A 15,765-nucleotide genomic window follows, 5' to 3' on the forward strand; every position below is an offset into this window, starting at 1 on the left:
TGCGGAACAGGCCACTTTCACTCTGAGCGGCCCGCGTGACCGCGGTGTGACGGCGGCGCGACCGCGTGCGCCACCAGCCGGTGCAGCCACGGTGTCGGATGGAGGCCCAACTCCCGGCGGAGCAACTGCTCGTAGTGCCTGAGGTCCCGCACGGCCTCTGACGGGTTGCCCTCGGCCAGATGCGCCCGGATCAGGCAGGCCCGGCTGCTCTCCCGCAGCGGATCGGCGAGGACCGCCGCGTGGGCGGCCGCCACCGCCTCACCGTGCCGCCGGGCGGAGCTGAACCGCTCGGCGAGGACCTCCAGGGCGTGCAGCCGCAGCTGGCGCCACTCCTCGGCGTCGGGCAGCAGCCAGTCCTCGTACCAGCCGGGCAGCAGTTCGGCGGACAGTTCGGCGACGACGGTCAGACCGGGGCCGTACGCCGGGCCCGGTGTGCTGCCGTCCAGCACCTGGCGGGCGAGCGAGGTGGCCTGATGGAGGTCGACGGTGGTCTCCGCCGCCAGGCCGACCTCGGTCGGACTGATCTCCAGGGCCCGCCGCCCTCTGCTTCCCAGCCGGCACAGCGCGGCCCGCAGGTCCGCGTACGCGCAGTGCTCGGCCGCGTCCGGCCAGAGCGTTCCGGCGATCAGGCGCCGAGGTACGGGCGCCCGGCAGCGGCGGAGCGCGACGAATGCCAGCACACGCTCGGAACCCACCGGAACACTGACCGGCTCCTGGCCGACCTGGAGGGAGAAACCGCCGAGCAGCCCGATGCGCACGGGGGCCCGGGATGGGTACGCCCGCACCGCACTGGCGAAGGCGCCGGACCGGGTCTGCGCCCGGGCAGCCACCCGGGCGCCTTCATGTCCCCGGTCCATGGGTTGTCCGTGGTCCATGGGCGAGACCTCCGCCACGGGGACGGCAGCGGTTGGACGTGCCGCCCCTGCCCTGCAAGCCATCCTCCGCCCGCCACCCGGCCGTGTCGAATCGCCGGGGCGGCCCCGCCCGTGCGATTCGACACGGCCGTTCCGGCCCCGGCCCGAAGCACGGCGGGGAGGGGCCGAATGCCCGCCGGAGCAGCGGCCGGGTCCGCGCCGGACGACACTGCTCGCGGCAGGTCCGATCGGCGAGCTGATGGAGACGTTGTGGCGAACACTACGAACGGGGACGCGGAGCCGGCGGGCAGCGCCGCGGGGGACCCCGACTTCGACCGCCAGGAGATCCGGCTGGCCGTGGTGCTGAACGGCGGTGTGAGCCTGGCGGTGTGGATGAGCGGGGTGACGCTGGAGCTGCACCACCTCGCGCGGGCCCGCCGTTGGAACCCGGCGGCCTATCGCCCGCTCCTCGACCTGCTGCAGGCAGACGCACGGGTGGACGTCATCGCCGGGACCTCGGCGGGCGGGATCAACGGGGCGTTCCTCGCGCTGGGGCTCGCCCACGACCGCGACCTCACCGCCATGCGGGACCTGTGGCGTGCCGACGGCAGCATGGAGAAGCTGCTGCGCAGCCCGCTCCGGAAGGACCCGCCGTCCCTGCTGATGGGGGACGAGTACTTCCTGCCCGCGCTCACCGACGCGCTGGAGCGGGTGCTCGCCTCCCCGCCGCCCGGCGGACCGTCCGGGAACACCGGGGCGGAGCCGGTCGAGCTCATTCTCACCGGCACCCTCTGGGAGGGCCGGACGACCTCGTTCACCGACGACATGGGAACCGGGATCACCGAGGTGGACCACGACGCGACCTTCAGGTTCGCCACGCCGCTCGACGGCACCGGTGCCCTAGGCGACCTGGCCGACGGCACGGTGGTGGAGCAGCTGGCGAACGCGGCCCGGTGCACCTCCTCGTTCCCGGGCGCGTTCGAGCCGCACTGGGTCGGGGTGACCGGTCCCCGGGCGGCCGGCGGAGCGTGGCCGTCCACCGCCGGCGGTACCGACTTCGGGCAGTCGCAGTACGTCCTCGACGGCGGGGTACTGCTCAACAAGCCGATCCGACCGGCGCTGGAAGCGGTCTACCGGCAGTCCGTCGGAGTCCAGGTACGCCGGGTGCTCGCCTACGTCGTGCCGGACCCGGCCGAGACCACGGCCCTGCCCGCCGACGTGCCGACGCCCGAGAACCTCCCGCACGCCCGGGACGCGCTGCTCGGAGCGCTCACCCGGCTGCGCTCGACCGACTCGGTGTCGCGCGAGCTCACCGAGATCCGGACCCGCAACGAGGCGGTGCACCTGCGGCGCCGCGCCAGGGACCGGCTGGCGGCCGCGATGGCGGGCAGCGCCGAGGACCTGTCCGAGCGGGCCTGGGAGGGCTATGTCGAGGTCCGGGTCGGCAACGCCGCCCGGATCATCGCGGGCCTCATCGAGGCCGGCCAGACGACGGGCGAGCAGGGGTGGAGCCGGCGCGAGCTGGCCGACCGGCTGGAAGGGCTGCTGCTCGCCAAGCGGGGGGAGGAAGGCTCGTTCATCCCGGCGGACCCCTTGGACACCGCACTGACCCGGACGGGCGAGGACTGGGACTGGGGCCTGACGACCGTCGAGCGGCTGGCGGACATGGCCGTCGACGTCCTGCGGCGAGCGGTCCTGCTCTCTCCGATGGGATCCCCACAGCGCCGGGAGATCGTCCGCGCCCGCAGCGGGCTGAGCCGCACCCTGGAGGACATCCGCCAGGACCGGCGGGCGCTGGACGAGTACTGGGCGGGCGCCCCCGGGCGCACCACCCTGACGGCGCCGGACGGCCGGGTGCACCGGTTCACGCGGATGCCGGTCCGCGAGCCGGACGGGCTCGGCGCGGCGGGAGGCGAGGACGGACTCGGCACGGCGGGAGGCCGGGACGGGCTCGGCGAGGCGGGAGGCCGGGACGGGCTCGGACGGTGGCTCGACCAGGTCCTCGACGGGTGGGTGCACCTGCGCTCGCGGGACGGGAGCGCCGACCGCAGGCAGCGCCAGTACCGGCAGGCATGCGCGCTGGCCGCGCACCTGCGGGCCTGCCGCGGGGCCATCGCCGACGTGATCGGGATCCCGCAGGCACTCGAGTCCCAGTACCTGGAGAGCCGACGGCTGGCGGCCCTGCACGACTACCTGTTCGGTCCGGAGCGGGAACCGGTACCGGGCCCGGCTCCACATCTGCTGCGGCGGATGCTCCGGCTCGACGTCGTGCAGCTGGCCTTCTCGGGCGCGAGCCAGGAGGTGGAGCAGGAAGTGGAACTGGTCCAGTTCTCCTCGACGAGCCCGCAGCTGCTGACCGGCAAGCAGCTGCACCACTTCGGTGCGTTCTACCGCCAGTCGTGGCGGGTCAACGACTGGCTGCACGGACGGATGGACGGTGCGGCGCACATCGTGCGGATGCTGCTCTCACCCGACCGGCTGCGGCAGTGCGCCGCCGTGCCCGCGGCGGACGGACCGGCTTCGGCCGAGCGGACCGCCGAGCTGCGGCGGCGGCAGGTGGAGGACCTGCTCGGTCTCATCCGGGAGTGCGCCCTCGCCACCGGTCCCGAGGGCGCCGCCGACCGCGAATGGCTCGCGAAGCGATGGGAGCTGGAGGACGAGAAGGAGTGCCGGCTCTTCGTCGAGAGCATCGTCACCGTGGTGCCCCGCTGCGCACCGAGGGCGCCGCACGCTCCATCCGCACCCGGTGGGGCCTGTGTACCGGGCACACCGGGCCTGCCGGCCGCGCCGCAAGCGCCGAACACCCCTGCGGCTCCGGCCGGTTCGGCCGATCCGCCGCAGGGCGGCGGCGCGTCGGACGACGCCCTGGCCACGACCGGGGCGGGCGCGGTGCCGGGGCCGGCGGCGGCCGGGTTGCAGGCCTGCGTCCGCGCGGTCAGGCGGTCGGTGCAGACCGCCATCCTCCGGGAGGAGATCGACGCGCTGGCGGAGTCGATCCGGGGGGAGGCCGCCGAGGACCGCACCGAGGCCGGACGGATCTGGCTGGATCGCCACCACGCCAGGAAGCGCGAGGCCGGCGGTGTGCTCAGGACGGACGACCTCTGGGAGCTCTGGCAGGCCGCGGAGGGGATCGGCCGCGACCGGATCCCGGGCGACGTGGGCAGCGACACCTTCGCGCGGACGGCCGCCCACGCCGCGGCGGTCGCCGCGAACACCGCGACCGCGGCGAAGCCGGGGCGGCCCGCCGCCGCGAGCGCCCCGGGCCCGCGCGGGATCAAGGCGGTGGGCGTGATCCTCGCCGCCTTCCGGGGCTACACCCTGGCGGTCTGGGGAATGGTCCTCTTCCTCACCCGCCGGAGCCGGAGCGGCACCCGAGCGGTGGAACTCGCCGTCGCCGCCGGCGGGGTGCTCCTCGCGTGCGCCCTCTTCGTACCCGGCCTGCCCATGGTGTTCACGCTCGCCGGGGTGCTCCTGCTGCTGGCCGGGGCCTCGGCGGCGGCGCTGCTGACCAGAGGAGCCCGCGGTGTGGGAGGACGCCTCGCGGCCCTCGCCGCGCTCGTCGCCGCCGCGCTCGGCTATCTCACCTGGGAGTGGGTGCACCGCTCACACGTGGACGCGGAGAGCGTGCTGATCAGGATCGGGGTGGGCGCGCTCGTCGTACTGGCCGGGTGGTGGGTGGCCCGGTCCCAGCGGGAGCCGGGGAACTCCCGCCGTCGGCGGGAGCGTTCCTGAGGGCGGCCTTCTCCGTCGCGGCCACACCGGTGAGGGCCGCCCGGGCAACACCTCTCAGCGCTCCGCCAGGACCGGCCTGAGCATGGCCTCCAGGTCGTCAGCGGAGATCGCCTTCAACGATCTTGCGGCCACGTTTCCCTGACGGTCGATCACGAGTGTGCTCGGTATGCTCTGCGGATCGAGGCTGCCCTTGGGGAACTTGAGGATCTGGGTGCCGTCCGGGTCGTAGATGCTCGGGAAGGTGATCCCCTTCTGCTTCTCGAAGGCGACGGCGACGGCCCGGTCGGTCTCCCTGGTGTTGATCCCGAGGAAGCGGACGCCCTGACCCTGGTACTTGCGGTGGACCTGCTCCAGGCCCGCGGCCTCGGCGCGGCAACCGTCGCACCACGAGGCCCAGATGTTGACCACGACGGTCTCGCCCCGGTAGTCGGAGAGCGCGGTCGGCCTGCCCTCCAGGTCCTTCCCCGCGAGCGCCGGGGCCGGCCTGCGGGAGGCTGGAGGTACGGCGTCCAGGCCGTTCTCGCCGCTCACGAAGCCGGTCTGCGCGTCACCGCCGGCTGATCCGGTCGAGCCGCAACCGAGGAGTGTGAGCAGGGCGGCCGCGCAGGCGAGGAGGGCGGCCGGGCGGCGAAGGCGAGGAGTCTGTGGCATACACGGGATTCTCGCAAGGCGAACTGACGCCGTGTCAGCGAGGGGGCGCCTCGTGCCTCGGCCTGGCTAGGCCTCCGGAAGCGGTTCGGCGGCGTAGCCTCTTCGCCGAGGTGGCAGGGTGGCCGGCGCCGGGAGCCGGGGTCCTCAGTGCCTCGGCGGGTCCGTCGGGGATGCGTATGGGGTCCCGGGCGGGCTCGCGCTCGCGGCCGGCCCGTGAGGCAGCTCCGCCCGGCTCGCACGGGCTTTCCTGGCGAGACATGCAGGCATAGATATATGCTGATACCTGACATGTACTGGGCAGTAGCCGCGCCTTCGCCAGGACGTGTGCCTCGTGGTCGGCGCGGCGTCGCACAGGAGAGGGAGTTCCCGATGTCCGCCGCAACGCTGCACAACACCCATACCGAGCACTCGCACGTGCATGGAGAGGGCTGCGGTCACGTCGCCATCCCGCACGGTGACCACGTCGACTACGCGCACGACAGTCACATCCACCGGATGCACGGCGATCACGTCGACGAGTGTTCGGCCGACGGGCACACCGTCCACGGGGAACACGGCCACCAGCACGGGGCGGACTGCGGCCATGTGGCCGTGCCGCACGGCGACCATGTCGACTACGTCCACGACGGGCACCGCCACGCCATGCACGAAGGCCACTGGGACGACCACTGACGATCACTGAAGAGCGCTGACGCCCGAGGGCGGGCCGGACGAACTCGGGCCCGCCCTCGGGCGGTTCCCCGCATCGCGAGAGCAACTGACTTCCATTCCCACGTACTAAGAGGCTGCGCAGATAGGCGGCTGGTCATGGGCGGCGTCGGGGGCGGGTGTCCCAGCGGTGGGTGGTCCAGGCTCGGCGGATCAGACTGCGGACGGTGATGACGGTGTCAGCGAGGTCGAAGAAGGCTTCGATGACGCTGGTGCGGCGCTCGTAGCAGCGGGCGAGGCGGTGGAAGGCGTTCTGCCAGGCGTGGGTGCGCTCGACATGCCATCGCCGGGTGGCCTGGACCGGCGCCTTGGTCCCCTTGCGCGCGATCTGACCGCACAGCTTCCGCTCGTCGAGCACGGCACGGGACTTGTCCGAGTCGTAGCCGGCGTCGAGGTGGACGGTGATCTCGTCGGGCAACGGCCCAAGTCCCTCCAGGAGATCGAGAGTTGGCGCCAGGAGCGGCGAGTCGTGGCGGTTGGCGCCGGCCAGGACGCGGCCGAGCGGGATGCCGTAGCCATCGGTCATCCCGGACCGTTTCATGCCCTGCTTGCCCCGGTCGACGGGTGAGCGTCCGGCCGCTTCGCCGCCGCCGGGGGCCTTGGTGATGGCGCCGTCCACGGCAATCTGGTCGAGGACGAGGCCGACGACGCGGTCATAGGCCTGGAGGGCGATCTGCTTCAGGCGGGCGAACAGGCCCAGGCCGATCCACTCGTCGCGGCGGCCTCGGATCGTGGCGGCCGAGCAGGTCGAGTCCGCTATCGCCTCGTAGGAGCAACCGAACCGCAGGACTTGGAGCAGCTTGTCGAAGACGATCCGGTCGCTGATCCGGCGTCGGTGGCAGCCCAGCGGGTGGGCTGGATCGAACTGTGGCCGCTGCGGCAGCAGGGCGGCGAATTGGTCCCAGAGCGGTTCGGTCAGCCAGAATGGCAGCACAGGCACAGGTCTCCCCAATGATCACAGAGCGTCGCAACTCCATGATCAAGGAACCTGTGCCTGTCTCGTCCGCCGACTGGTCCCACCAACCGCCTATCTGCGCAGCCTCTAAGGTGTGGGTGTGGTAGCGGGCCGGACGCACGGCGAACCGCAGGCGGAGCTGCAGGCCGCCAGCGAGTTGCTGCGTGCGCTGGCCGCCCCGGTCCGCCTGGGGATCGTGCGCGAGCTCGCCGCCGGCCACCGCCGGGTCCATGAACTGGTGGACGCCCTCGGCGTGAGCCAGCCGCTGGTCTCCCAGCACCTGCGGGTGCTGCGCACCGCGCGGATCGTCACCGCCCGCCGCAGGTCACGCGAGATCGAGTACTCCCTCACCGACGAGCACATCGCGCACATCGTCCTGGACGCGATCCGGCACGCCGGGGAATCCTGAGGGCACCGGGTGGTGCTGCCGGGGCCGGTCAGCGGGCGGCCGCGAGCGGCGCGGTGGAGCGGGCCTCCCGTCCTGCCGGTGCGGTGGGGCCGAGCCCGTCGTGGCCGTGTTCGATGGTGCCGTGCTCGTCGTGTCCGTGCTCGACGGGGCAGTACGCCTCCCAGGCCGGGAACGGGTCGCGGTAGGCCGTCCGGGCCTCCGCCCCGGTCGCCAGCTCGGATTCCGTCAACAGGCATTCACCGAGCGCGAGTTGCAGCCGGTCGCGATCGAGGCGGGTGCCGATGAAGACCAGCTCCTGGCCCTGCGCGATCGCCTCGGAGGAGTCCGCCGGGGCGGACCGCATGCCCGAGGGTTCGAAGCGGGCGACCACACCGGCCTGGGACCACAGCCCGGTGATGTCGGGGCGGGAGGCCAGCCGGAAGAAGCCCTTGGAGCGCAGGACGGTGCCGAACTCGCCGCTGTCCAGCCGGTGGTTGACGAAGTGCCAGAGGCGTTCGGGGTGGAAGGGCCGGTCGGAGCGGTACACCAGGCTGGAGATGCCGTACTCCTCGGTCTCGGGCACGTGGTCGCCGTTGAGTTCGGCGACCCAGCCGGGCGCCTCCTGGGCGCGGGCGACGTCGAAGCGGCCGGTGCCGAGGACCTCGGCGGGCGGTACCCGTCCGAAGGACGAACGCAGGATGCGGGCGGCCGGGTTGAGCCGGCTGAGAGCGGCCGCCAGTCGGTCGGCCAGCCCGGTGGTGATCAGGTCGGTCTTGTTGAGGACGATGACGTCGGCGAACTCCACCTGGTCCATCAGCAGGTCGCTGATGGTCCGTTCGTCGTTCTCGTACTGGTCCAGGCCGCGCTCGGCGAGACCGTCGCCGGTGTGCAGTTCGGGGAGGAAGTTCACGGCGTCCACGACGGTGACCATGGTGTCCAGCCGGGCGGTGTCGCCGAGAGTCGCGCCGTCGTCGCGGGTGAAGGCGAAGGTGGCCGCGACCGGCATCGGTTCGGAGATGCCGCTGGACTCGATGAGCAGGTAGTCGAAGCGGCCGGCCAGGGCGAGCCGGTGGACCTCCTCCAGCAGGTCGTCGCGCAGGGTGCAGCAGATGCAGCCGTTGGTCAGCTCCACCAGCCGCTCCTCGGTGCGCGAGAGCGCGCCGCCGTCGCGTACCAGGGCGGCGTCGATGTTGATCTCGCTCATGTCGTTGACGATCACTGCGACGCGCAGGCCGTCCCGGTTGTGCAACAGATGGTTGAGCAGGGTGGTCTTGCCCGCGCCCAGGAAGCCGGACAGGACGGTGACGGGCAGCTGTGCGGGCGGGGTGCGCTCGGCCATGAGCGGGTCTCCTCGGGGTGCGGGCGGCCTGCTCCGGACGGCCCTTCCGTCGTCCGGAGCAGGTGGTGCGGGGGATGCTGCTGCGGATGTCAGCCGAGGCCGGTGCCGTAGCGGCGCTGGAAGCGCTCGACGCGGCCGGCGACGTCCACGACGCGGGATTTGCCGGTGTAGAAGGGGTGGCTGGCGGAGGAGATCTCGACGTCGATGACGGGGTAGGTGTTGCCGTCCTCCCAGTCGATGGTGTTGCTGCTGGTGACGGTGGAGCGAGTGAGGAAGGCGAGGCCGCCGGCCTTGTCGCGGAAGACGACCGGACGGTACTCGGGGTGGATGCCTGGCTTCATCGTGAAGTCTCCTGTCGTGGTGTCGGGATGTCAGCGCTCTTCGCGGAACGGCACGTGCTGCCGCGCGACCGGGTCGTACTTGCGCAGGACGAGCCGGTCCGGGTCGTTGCGGCGGTTCTTGCGGGTCACGTAGGTGTAGCCGGTGCCGGCGGTGGACCGGAGCTTGATGATCGGGCGCAGTTCGTTGCGGGCCATGGACTCCTCCTCGGGTCGGTGAGGACTCTAGCAAAATGAAATCCGTTTTCATCTAGGGTAGTGTGGACACCTGTCCGGCGGGGGTGCCCGAACCCATCCCGCCGCGAGGGACCGTCCTGCCCGCACGCGCCACCCGAGAAGGAGCCCCCATGTCGGCCCACTGCCAACTGACCGGCCGCAAGCCGGGGTTCGGCAACGCGATCTCGCACTCGCACCGCCGAACCAGCCGCCGCTTCGACCCCAACATCCAGCGCAAGCGCTACTGGCTGCCCAGTGAGGGCCGCTATGTGCGGCTCACGCTCAGCGCCGCCGGTATCAGGACCATCGACACGATCGGCATCGAGGCCGCCGTCGCCCGCATCTGCGCCCGGGGGGAGAGGATCTGATGGCCAAGCAGAGCAAGATCGCCAAGAATGAGCAGCGCCGCGCCGTCGTCGCCCGGTACGCCGAGCGCCGCGCCGAGCTGAAGCGGATCATCGCCCAGCCCGCCAGCACTCCCGGGGAACGCGCCGCCGCGCAGCGGGAACTGGCCCGCCAGCCGCGCGACGCCAGCGCCACCCGGCTGCGCAACCGGGACAGCGTCGACGGCCGCCCGCGCGGCTACCAGCGCGCCTTCGGCCTCTCCCGGATCAACCTGCGCACCCTCGCCCACGCCGGACAGCTGCCCGGCGTCCGCAAGGCCAGCTGGTAGGGAGGGCGAGATGCCGGACACCTCCGACGAAGTGAAGCTCCCGGTGGTCGTGGTCGCCGGGCTGCACGAGAGCGAACGCCGAAAGGCCGTGGCCGAGTTGCTCGACGGCGGCATGGACGCCGTGGTGCTCCACCACGATCTGCGGGACGCCTCCCTGGGCATGGCCCACCGCGAACTCCGCGACACGGAGAGCCGGTTCGGGCGGGCCACGGTCCCGCTCACCAACGACTGCCCGTGCTGCGCCCTGCGCGTGGATCTGCTGCCCGAACTGCTGCGGATCGCCGAGGCCGGTCAACACGGCCTGGCGATCGTGGAGTTGTGGGGCGGCAGCGATCCGCACCCGGCCGTCGAGCTGATCGCCGGCGGCGAGGTCGGTGACCGCTGCATGCACGAGGTGGTCGAACTCGCCGGTGTGGTCACGGCGGTTGACCCGCTGAGGGTGATCGGCGGGCTCTCCGTCTCGGATGAACTCCGTGAGCTGGGCCTGCACACGGCGGCGCGGGACGAGCGCACGACGGCCGAGGCGCTCGCCCACCAGATCGAGTACGCCACCGTGCTGGCCGTACCGCGCGCCACCCGTGACGCCGATGCCTTCGAACGGCGGGCCGGGCTCTCGATGCTCGGCCAGCTGCACCCCACCGCCCGCAGGGCCCGGCTCGGCACCGGCGAGCTGCTCCGCGCGGCGCTCGGCGGCTTCGACGTGGCCGCCGCCCGGGACCGGGTCAACCCGGCCATCTCGCTGCTGCCGCAGGAGCACGACGAGGCGGGGGTGGCCACCATGGTCTGGGAACGGCGGCGCCCGCTGCACCCGACCCGGCTCTACGAGGCGCTGGAACTGCTCGTCCCCGCCGCCCAGCGCAGCCGCGGCCGGTTCTGGATCGCCAACCGGCCCGACCTGATGCTCGCCTGGGACGCCGCCGGGGCCAACCTGGCGGTCGAGGAGTGCGGACCCTGGCTCGCCACGCTGCCCGACTCGGTGTGGGAGCTCTACCCGCCGGCCCGCCGTGCCGCCGCGGCCCTGGACTGGCACCCGCTGCACGGTGACCGGGTCCAGCAGCTCAGCTTCACCGCCGAGGGTCTGGACGCGGACGGCATCGTCGAGCTGCTCGACTCCTGCCTGCTCGACGACGACGAACTCGCGGCCGGGGAGCCGGGTTGGCGGGCCCTCCCGGACGCCTTCGAGGAACTGCTCAACCCGGTGTCCTGACCGCCGTGGACCGAAAAAAAGCGGACCGAGAGAAGCGGACCGAGAGAAGGAGCCAGAGATGGCCAAGCGCCCCGGGGAACGACGCCCCACCCGCAACCGACCGAACCCCCTGAACGAAGCGGGCATCACCTACATCGACTACAAGGACACCAACCTGCTGCGGAAGTTCATCTCCGACCGGGGCAAGATCCGAAGCCGGAGGGTCACCCGGCTCACCGTCCAGCAGCAGCGCGCGATGGCGCGCGCCATCAAGAACGCCCGGGAGACGGCCCTGCTGCCGTACTCCTCCACCACCCGCTGACGCCTGCCGACCTGACACTCACTCACTTTTCGGAGAACCGCCATGGCCGTCCCCAAGCGCAAGACCTCCCGCAGCAACACCAGGCACCGCCGGGCCCAGTGGAAGGCCGCGCCCCCGCAGCTCGTCCCGGTCACCATCGAAGGACGTGAGCACCTCGTCCCGCGCAACCTGGTCAAGGCGTACCAGCGAGGACTGATCAAACCCTGAGGCACCGGGCGGCGTTGGTGCGGCGGCGCGTAGGCTCTGGGCGGACAGTCACGACGTCGGAGGGGACCGGGATGAGCGCAACCGTAACGGCCGTCAGCAGCAACAGCGAGTACTCGTTCTCCAAGCCGAACCGGGGCAGCATCACGCTGCTCGCCGGACTCGGGGTCGAGGGGGACGTGCACGCCGGGGTGACGGTCAAGCACCGCTCACGAGTCGCGCAGGACCCCACCCAGCCGAACCTGCGCCAGGTCCACCTCATCCACGAGGAGCTCTTCGCCGAAGTCGGCCGGAACGGATTCGAGGTGTCCCCCGGCGAACTCGGGGAGAACATCACCACCAGCGGCATCCGGTTGCTCGACCTGCCGGTCGGCACGCTGCTGCACCTCGGTGGGGAAGCGGTCGTGGAGGTCACCGGCCTGCGCAACCCCTGCCTGCAGATAGACGGGTTCCAGGACGGGCTGCTGAAGCAGGTGGTCGGCCGCGACGAGAGTGGCGCCGTCGTGCGCAAGGCCGGAGTCATGGCCATCGTCCTCAGGGGCGGGGAGGTCCGGCCCGGTGACGCGATCCGGGTCGAACTCCCGGCCGAGCCCCACCGACCTCTCGAGCGGGTCTGACCGGCCTCCTGGCCGGCGCGGAGCGGACCGGTCGGCACCGGGCCGGTCGCGCCCCGGCCGGTGGCGGTCCCGCGCGCGACGCTCCGCACGCGGGACCGCCGGCCGACTACTTGCCGACCGTGACGGTGGCGGTGGCGGTGGAGGCGGTCAGCTGGACGTCACCGGCGTACGAGACCTGGTAGGTGACGGTGCCGGTGCCGCACGGGGCGTCCGTGATGCTGAACGAGCCGTCGGCGGCCGTGGTGACGTCGGGCAGGCTGACGCCGGAGGGGTCGTCCGAGTCGACCCGGGTCACGTGTACGGTCTGGCCGCCGGTGTACGGAGAGGTCCCGCCGAGGGAACCGGTCAGGGTGATCGCCGACCCGGGGTCGGCGTCGGCCGGTCCGGTGAGGGAGAGGCTGGACGCGGTCTGCTCGGGGTTCGGCATGATGTTGAGGACCGGGTTGGCGCCCGTCGGCGCGGAGGTGACCGCGAACAGCTCGGCGCCGTCCGGGGTGACGGCCAGCCCCGCGGGGGCGAGGGTGCCGGAGGCGAAGCCGAAGGACTTGAGCGGGCTGGAGCCGCCGGGGGCGAAGACGTAGACGGAGGAGCTCGAGTTCGGGTTGTAGACCCCGCCCAGCACCGTACCGTCCGCGGTGATGGAGACCGAGTTCGGGTAGTTGCTGCTGTTGTACTGCCCGGTCTGGGTCAGGTCGGAGACCTTGTACACCTGCTGGCTGTACGGGTATCCGCTGGCCGTCACCACGCTCGAGCCGTCGGGGGTGATCTGCAGGTCGACCAGGTTGCTCGCGGACATGACGGACTTCGGTGCGACGAGCGCGGTGGCGCTGCCGCTGGAGACGTCGTAGCTGGCCAGCTGGATCGGGCTCATGCCCGGCAGGCCGGCGACGAGTTCGCCGTTCGGGTTGGCGGCGAGCAGCGGGGCCGAGTACCAGAAGCCCGGGGCGGCGGCGAGGGTGACGGCGGCCGGGTCGGCGCCGGGATCGATCGAGCCGATACCGCCCTTGCCGGCGGCACCGTAGCCGAACCAGATCTTGCCCGCGGTGTAGGCGACGGACTCCGGGTGGGTGCCGGCGCCGGTGGCGTAACGGGCGGTCTCGGCAAGGGTGGTGGTGTCGATGGCCGAGACGGCGTCACCGTCGGCCAGCGCGGCGTAGACCGTGCTGCCGTCCGGGGCCAGCGCCAGGCCGGTGGCGCCGGACTCGTTGGCGATGGTCGTGACGGTCTGTCCGCTGAAGTCGGTGACCAGGATGCTGCCGTAGCCGGATCCGCTGCTGATGAAGAGGTGCTGATGGGCGGCGTCGACCAGCATGTGAGAGTAGTGCGCGAGCGGCACGGTGATGCCTGCGGAGGCTGCCTGGGCCGGGGCGGCGGTCAGACCGGCCGACGCGGCGAGCACGGCGGCGATCGCTATCGACGTGGTCCGCGAGATGTTGCGCATGGGACTCCGGCTTCCGTGTGGGAAAAGCGGTGATGGACGCTCAGATGCGAGCGCCGAGCAGATTGGACCACGCGGTTCCGACAACGGGGTGATCCATCGCCACCGTCCACGGATCGGACATCCGCCGTCCATGTGCCGGATGCTCACCGTTGCCCGCCGGGCGGCCCGGCGGTGGCGCGGGCACTCCACCGCCGTCACCGGAGAGCCGACGGGGCCGGCTCCGACCGCCCCCCGGCTGACGGCGGATGTGACGCGGTCTGCACGGATGCTTGTTACTGGCCGGTAGCGGACCGTCGGTCGGGACGGATACGGTGGGCGACGCCAGAACGGTGTTGCGGGAGGACGACGATGGTGCGGTTGGTGGACGGTCCGACGATCGAGGCGAACGTGCATGTGGCCGCGCCGCCGGACCGGGTCTGGGCCCTGGTCAGCGACATCACCACGCCCACCGGGCTCGGCGGTGAGCTCTACGAGGCCGAGTGGCTGGACGGCGCCACCGGGCCGGCCCTCGGGGCGACCTTCGTCGGCCGCAACCGGAACGAGCTGCTGGGCAGTTGGGAGACCATCTCACGGATCTCCGAGCTCCAGCCGGAGCGGGTGTTCGGCTGGGAGGTCCGGGGGCGCAAGGGCGACTTCAGCCGGCCCATCGCCCGCTGGCGCTTCGAGCTGGAGCCCGAGGACGGCGGCACCCGGCTGCGCCAGTCGGCCACCCTCGGGCAGGGCGGCTCGTACCTGAGCCAGGCGATCGACGCCCGGCCCGAGCACGAGGAGGAGATCATGGCCCGCCGGATGGGCATGCTGGAACAGGGCATCCGGTCGACCCTCGAGGGCGTCAGGAAGCTCGCCGAATCCTGAGCACCTCCCCGCCGGGTGTCAGAGCTCAAGCCGGGAGCGGTGGTCGGGGTTCCCGGCGGATCGCGCGGCGGGCTGCGGGGGCCGGGGTGACACCCTTGAGCCGGCCACCTGGCGCGAGCGTGTCCGCCCGGCGTCGCGGGAAGGCCGGCACCGGCCGGCCGGGGCCGGCGCCGCTCCGGCACCCCGCAGGCTCAGCCGAGTGCGCGGACGGCGTCCAGGACGTCCAGGCCCAGCTCCGGGTCGGCGCCGTCCGGCAGACTGACGGAGAGCCGGGTGACCAGGCCGGCGTAGCGGCGGTGGATCTCCCGGGCGACGTCCTCCACGGGGCCGGCGACGGCGAAGGTGTCGAACACCTCGTCGTCGATCAGCCCGGCCATCTCCTGCCAGCGTCCGCGGACCGACAGGCGGTGCAGCTCCTCCTGCAGGTCCTCCCAGCCGTGCTGGGCCAGCACCGGGCGGTAGGCGGGTGTGGAGGCGTAGAAGGCCAGCCGCTCGCGCACCCCGGCCAGACTTCCGCGCAGCTCCTCCTCGGTCCGGCCGGTGGCGGTGAGCACGCTGCCCGCGATCTCGAACGGCCGGGTGGTCCAGGCGGAACCCTCGGCCTCGGCCCGGGCGCGGGCCTCGGTCAGTTCGGGCAGCACCCGTCCGGTCAGGTAGCCGACCGAGGTGAAGGGGTGGCTGAGGAAGCCGTCGGCGACCGCGCCCGCGGTGCGGACCATCAGCGGTCCGACTCCGGCCAGCAGGATCCGGGGCACGTCGGAGCCGACCGGGTCGGGGGAGAAGACCGGGGTCATCAGGGTGTGCGTGAAGAAGTCGCCCCGGAACCGCAGCCGTTCGCCGGTCTGCCAGCTGTGCCAGATCGCCCGCACCGCGTGGACGTACTCGCGCATCCGCGCGGCCGGCCGGTCCCAGGGCATCCCGAAGCGCTTCTCGATGTGCGGCTTGACCTGCGAGCCGAGGCCGATGACGGCCCGTCCGCCGGAGGCCGCGTGCAGCCCCCAGGCCTGGTAGGCCAGCGTCATCGGGGTACGGGCGAAGGCGACCGCGACACCGGTGGCCAGCTCGATCGTGCTGGTGCGGTCGGCCGCGCGGGCCAGCTGCAGGAACGGGTCGTACGCCGTCTCGGAGACCACCAGCCGGTCCATGCCCCGGCGCTCGGCCCGCTCGGCGGCGTCGAGGATCCCCGCCGGGTGCCCGGAGGCGGGCGCGTCGAGTCGGAAGGTGGCGGGCGGGCGGTCCATGGAACGGCTCCTGACGGGGCGAGTGGTGGCTGTGCCCCGGTAGCT

Annotated in this window: 18 protein-coding genes; 10 read left to right on the forward strand and 8 right to left on the reverse strand. The window is 72.5% G+C overall.

The window, feature by feature from the left end; all coding sequences use genetic code 11:
• Nucleotides 1-17: 17 nt before the first annotated feature.
• Nucleotides 18-857, reverse strand: a complete 840-nt coding sequence (locus ACSMTC_RS33245) for an AfsR/SARP family transcriptional regulator (RefSeq protein WP_436563449.1) — start codon at nucleotides 855-857, stop codon at nucleotides 18-20.
• A 267-nt stretch (nucleotides 858-1,124) separates the two neighbouring features.
• Here ACSMTC_RS33245 and ACSMTC_RS33250 point away from each other — a divergent pair, with 267 nt between their 5' ends.
• Nucleotides 1,125-4,586 carry a patatin-like protein gene (locus ACSMTC_RS33250; RefSeq protein WP_436563450.1) on the forward strand — a complete coding sequence of 1,154 codons (3,462 nt, stop codon included), beginning with the start codon at nucleotides 1,125-1,127 and terminating at the stop codon, nucleotides 4,584-4,586.
• Nucleotides 4,587-4,640: 54 nt separating this feature from the next.
• On the opposite strand, the gene ACSMTC_RS33255 is transcribed toward ACSMTC_RS33250, so the two are convergent.
• Nucleotides 4,641-5,237 carry a TlpA family protein disulfide reductase gene (locus tag ACSMTC_RS33255; protein WP_436563451.1) on the reverse strand — a complete coding sequence of 199 codons (597 nt, stop codon included), beginning with the start codon at nucleotides 5,235-5,237 and terminating at the stop codon, nucleotides 4,641-4,643.
• A 369-nt stretch (nucleotides 5,238-5,606) separates the two neighbouring features.
• Between ACSMTC_RS33255 and ACSMTC_RS33260 the strand changes: the two genes are divergently transcribed.
• Entirely contained in the window at nucleotides 5,607-5,909 is a 303-nt protein-coding gene (locus tag ACSMTC_RS33260; RefSeq protein ID WP_436563452.1) for a hypothetical protein, read from the forward strand.
• A 133-nt stretch (nucleotides 5,910-6,042) separates the two neighbouring features.
• Here the strand turns inward: ACSMTC_RS33260 and ACSMTC_RS33265 are convergent, their stop codons facing one another.
• A complete protein-coding gene (locus tag ACSMTC_RS33265; RefSeq protein WP_436557603.1) occupies nucleotides 6,043-6,885 on the reverse strand; it encodes an IS5 family transposase in 843 nt (280 codons plus the stop codon).
• A gap of 109 nt (nucleotides 6,886-6,994) precedes the next feature.
• Here ACSMTC_RS33265 and ACSMTC_RS33270 point away from each other — a divergent pair, with 109 nt between their 5' ends.
• Nucleotides 6,995-7,309 carry an ArsR/SmtB family transcription factor gene (locus tag ACSMTC_RS33270; RefSeq protein WP_436563453.1) on the forward strand — a complete coding sequence of 105 codons (315 nt, stop codon included), beginning with the start codon at nucleotides 6,995-6,997 and terminating at the stop codon, nucleotides 7,307-7,309.
• A 28-nt stretch (nucleotides 7,310-7,337) separates the two neighbouring features.
• On the opposite strand, the gene ACSMTC_RS33275 is transcribed toward ACSMTC_RS33270, so the two are convergent.
• The 3 genes from ACSMTC_RS33275 to rpmG all read right to left on the reverse strand — a co-directional run bounded on the left by ACSMTC_RS33275 (nucleotide 7,338) and on the right by rpmG (nucleotide 9,163).
• On the reverse strand, nucleotides 7,338-8,627 hold the full coding sequence (locus ACSMTC_RS33275) for a GTP-binding protein (protein ID WP_436563454.1): 1,290 nt from the start codon (nucleotides 8,625-8,627) through the stop codon (nucleotides 7,338-7,340).
• An 89-nt stretch (nucleotides 8,628-8,716) separates the two neighbouring features.
• Nucleotides 8,717-8,968: a type B 50S ribosomal protein L31 gene (locus ACSMTC_RS33280; RefSeq protein ID WP_436563455.1), complete on the reverse strand. Its 252-nt coding sequence runs from the start codon at nucleotides 8,966-8,968 to the stop codon at nucleotides 8,717-8,719.
• Nucleotides 8,969-8,998: 30 nt separating this feature from the next.
• Entirely contained in the window at nucleotides 8,999-9,163 is a 165-nt protein-coding gene (rpmG, locus tag ACSMTC_RS33285; RefSeq protein WP_436563456.1) for a 50S ribosomal protein L33, read from the reverse strand.
• A gap of 149 nt (nucleotides 9,164-9,312) precedes the next feature.
• Here rpmG and rpmB point away from each other — a divergent pair, with 149 nt between their 5' ends.
• The 6 genes from rpmB (at nucleotide 9,313) to ACSMTC_RS33315 (ending at nucleotide 12,183) form a co-directional block, all read left to right on the forward strand.
• The gene (rpmB, locus tag ACSMTC_RS33290; protein WP_436563457.1) at nucleotides 9,313-9,549 is read left to right on the forward strand and encodes a 50S ribosomal protein L28; all 237 of its coding nucleotides are present in this window, start codon (nucleotides 9,313-9,315) and stop codon (nucleotides 9,547-9,549) included.
• Nucleotides 9,549-9,854 carry a 30S ribosomal protein S14 gene (rpsN, locus tag ACSMTC_RS33295; protein WP_436563458.1) on the forward strand — a complete coding sequence of 102 codons (306 nt, stop codon included), beginning with the start codon at nucleotides 9,549-9,551 and terminating at the stop codon, nucleotides 9,852-9,854. Before rpmB ends, rpsN begins: the two co-directional genes overlap by 1 nt.
• A 10-nt stretch (nucleotides 9,855-9,864) precedes the next feature.
• Nucleotides 9,865-11,061: a CobW family GTP-binding protein gene (locus ACSMTC_RS33300; RefSeq protein WP_436563459.1), complete on the forward strand. Its 1,197-nt coding sequence runs from the start codon at nucleotides 9,865-9,867 to the stop codon at nucleotides 11,059-11,061.
• 58 nt (nucleotides 11,062-11,119) lie between these two features.
• A complete protein-coding gene (rpsR, locus tag ACSMTC_RS33305) occupies nucleotides 11,120-11,362 on the forward strand; it encodes a 30S ribosomal protein S18 (protein ID WP_436563460.1) in 243 nt (80 codons plus the stop codon).
• Nucleotides 11,363-11,404: 42 nt separating this feature from the next.
• Nucleotides 11,405-11,569, forward strand: coding sequence for a 50S ribosomal protein L32 (rpmF, locus tag ACSMTC_RS33310; protein WP_436563461.1), 165 nt, complete (start codon nucleotides 11,405-11,407; stop codon nucleotides 11,567-11,569).
• A 71-nt stretch (nucleotides 11,570-11,640) separates the two neighbouring features.
• Nucleotides 11,641-12,183, forward strand: a complete 543-nt coding sequence (locus ACSMTC_RS33315) for an MOSC domain-containing protein (protein ID WP_436563462.1) — start codon at nucleotides 11,641-11,643, stop codon at nucleotides 12,181-12,183.
• A gap of 106 nt (nucleotides 12,184-12,289) precedes the next feature.
• Here the strand turns inward: ACSMTC_RS33315 and ACSMTC_RS33320 are convergent, their stop codons facing one another.
• Nucleotides 12,290-13,624 (reverse strand): hypothetical protein, encoded by a 1,335-nt coding sequence (locus ACSMTC_RS33320; protein WP_436563463.1) that lies wholly within the window; start codon nucleotides 13,622-13,624, stop codon nucleotides 12,290-12,292.
• 360 nt (nucleotides 13,625-13,984) lie between these two features.
• Between ACSMTC_RS33320 and ACSMTC_RS33325 the strand changes: the two genes are divergently transcribed.
• The gene (locus tag ACSMTC_RS33325; RefSeq protein ID WP_436563464.1) at nucleotides 13,985-14,479 is read left to right on the forward strand and encodes an SRPBCC family protein; all 495 of its coding nucleotides are present in this window, start codon (nucleotides 13,985-13,987) and stop codon (nucleotides 14,477-14,479) included.
• A 191-nt stretch (nucleotides 14,480-14,670) separates the two neighbouring features.
• Here the strand turns inward: ACSMTC_RS33325 and ACSMTC_RS33330 are convergent, their stop codons facing one another.
• Nucleotides 14,671-15,720, reverse strand: a complete 1,050-nt coding sequence (locus ACSMTC_RS33330) for a TIGR03617 family F420-dependent LLM class oxidoreductase (protein WP_436563465.1) — start codon at nucleotides 15,718-15,720, stop codon at nucleotides 14,671-14,673.
• Nucleotides 15,721-15,765 lie beyond the last annotated feature (45 nt).

Origin of the sequence: Kitasatospora sp. HPM-01-4 (genome assembly GCF_051374625.1) — a bacterium.
GTDB lineage: Bacteria > Actinomycetota > Actinomycetes > Streptomycetales > Streptomycetaceae > Kitasatospora.

Coding starts and splice junctions, on each gene's coding strand:
- rpmG (WP_436563456.1), bottom strand. CDS start 9,163: ATGGCCCGCAACGAACTGCGCCCGATCATCAAGCTCCGGTCCACCGCC.
- ACSMTC_RS33255 (WP_436563451.1), bottom strand. CDS start 5,237: ATGCCACAGACTCCTCGCCTTCGCCGCCCGGCCGCCCTCCTCGCCTGC.
- rpsN (WP_436563458.1), top strand. CDS start 9,549: ATGGCCAAGCAGAGCAAGATCGCCAAGAATGAGCAGCGCCGCGCCGTC.
- ACSMTC_RS33245 (WP_436563449.1), bottom strand. CDS start 857: ATGGACCGGGGACATGAAGGCGCCCGGGTGGCTGCCCGGGCGCAGACC.
- ACSMTC_RS33275 (WP_436563454.1), bottom strand. CDS start 8,627: ATGGCCGAGCGCACCCCGCCCGCACAGCTGCCCGTCACCGTCCTGTCC.
- ACSMTC_RS33260 (WP_436563452.1), top strand. CDS start 5,607: ATGTCCGCCGCAACGCTGCACAACACCCATACCGAGCACTCGCACGTG.
- ACSMTC_RS33300 (WP_436563459.1), top strand. CDS start 9,865: ATGCCGGACACCTCCGACGAAGTGAAGCTCCCGGTGGTCGTGGTCGCC.
- rpsR (WP_436563460.1), top strand. CDS start 11,120: ATGGCCAAGCGCCCCGGGGAACGACGCCCCACCCGCAACCGACCGAAC.
- ACSMTC_RS33280 (WP_436563455.1), bottom strand. CDS start 8,968: ATGAAGCCAGGCATCCACCCCGAGTACCGTCCGGTCGTCTTCCGCGAC.
- ACSMTC_RS33315 (WP_436563462.1), top strand. CDS start 11,641: ATGAGCGCAACCGTAACGGCCGTCAGCAGCAACAGCGAGTACTCGTTC.
- rpmB (WP_436563457.1), top strand. CDS start 9,313: ATGTCGGCCCACTGCCAACTGACCGGCCGCAAGCCGGGGTTCGGCAAC.
- rpmF (WP_436563461.1), top strand. CDS start 11,405: ATGGCCGTCCCCAAGCGCAAGACCTCCCGCAGCAACACCAGGCACCGC.
- ACSMTC_RS33330 (WP_436563465.1), bottom strand. CDS start 15,720: ATGGACCGCCCGCCCGCCACCTTCCGACTCGACGCGCCCGCCTCCGGG.
- ACSMTC_RS33320 (WP_436563463.1), bottom strand. CDS start 13,624: ATGCGCAACATCTCGCGGACCACGTCGATAGCGATCGCCGCCGTGCTC.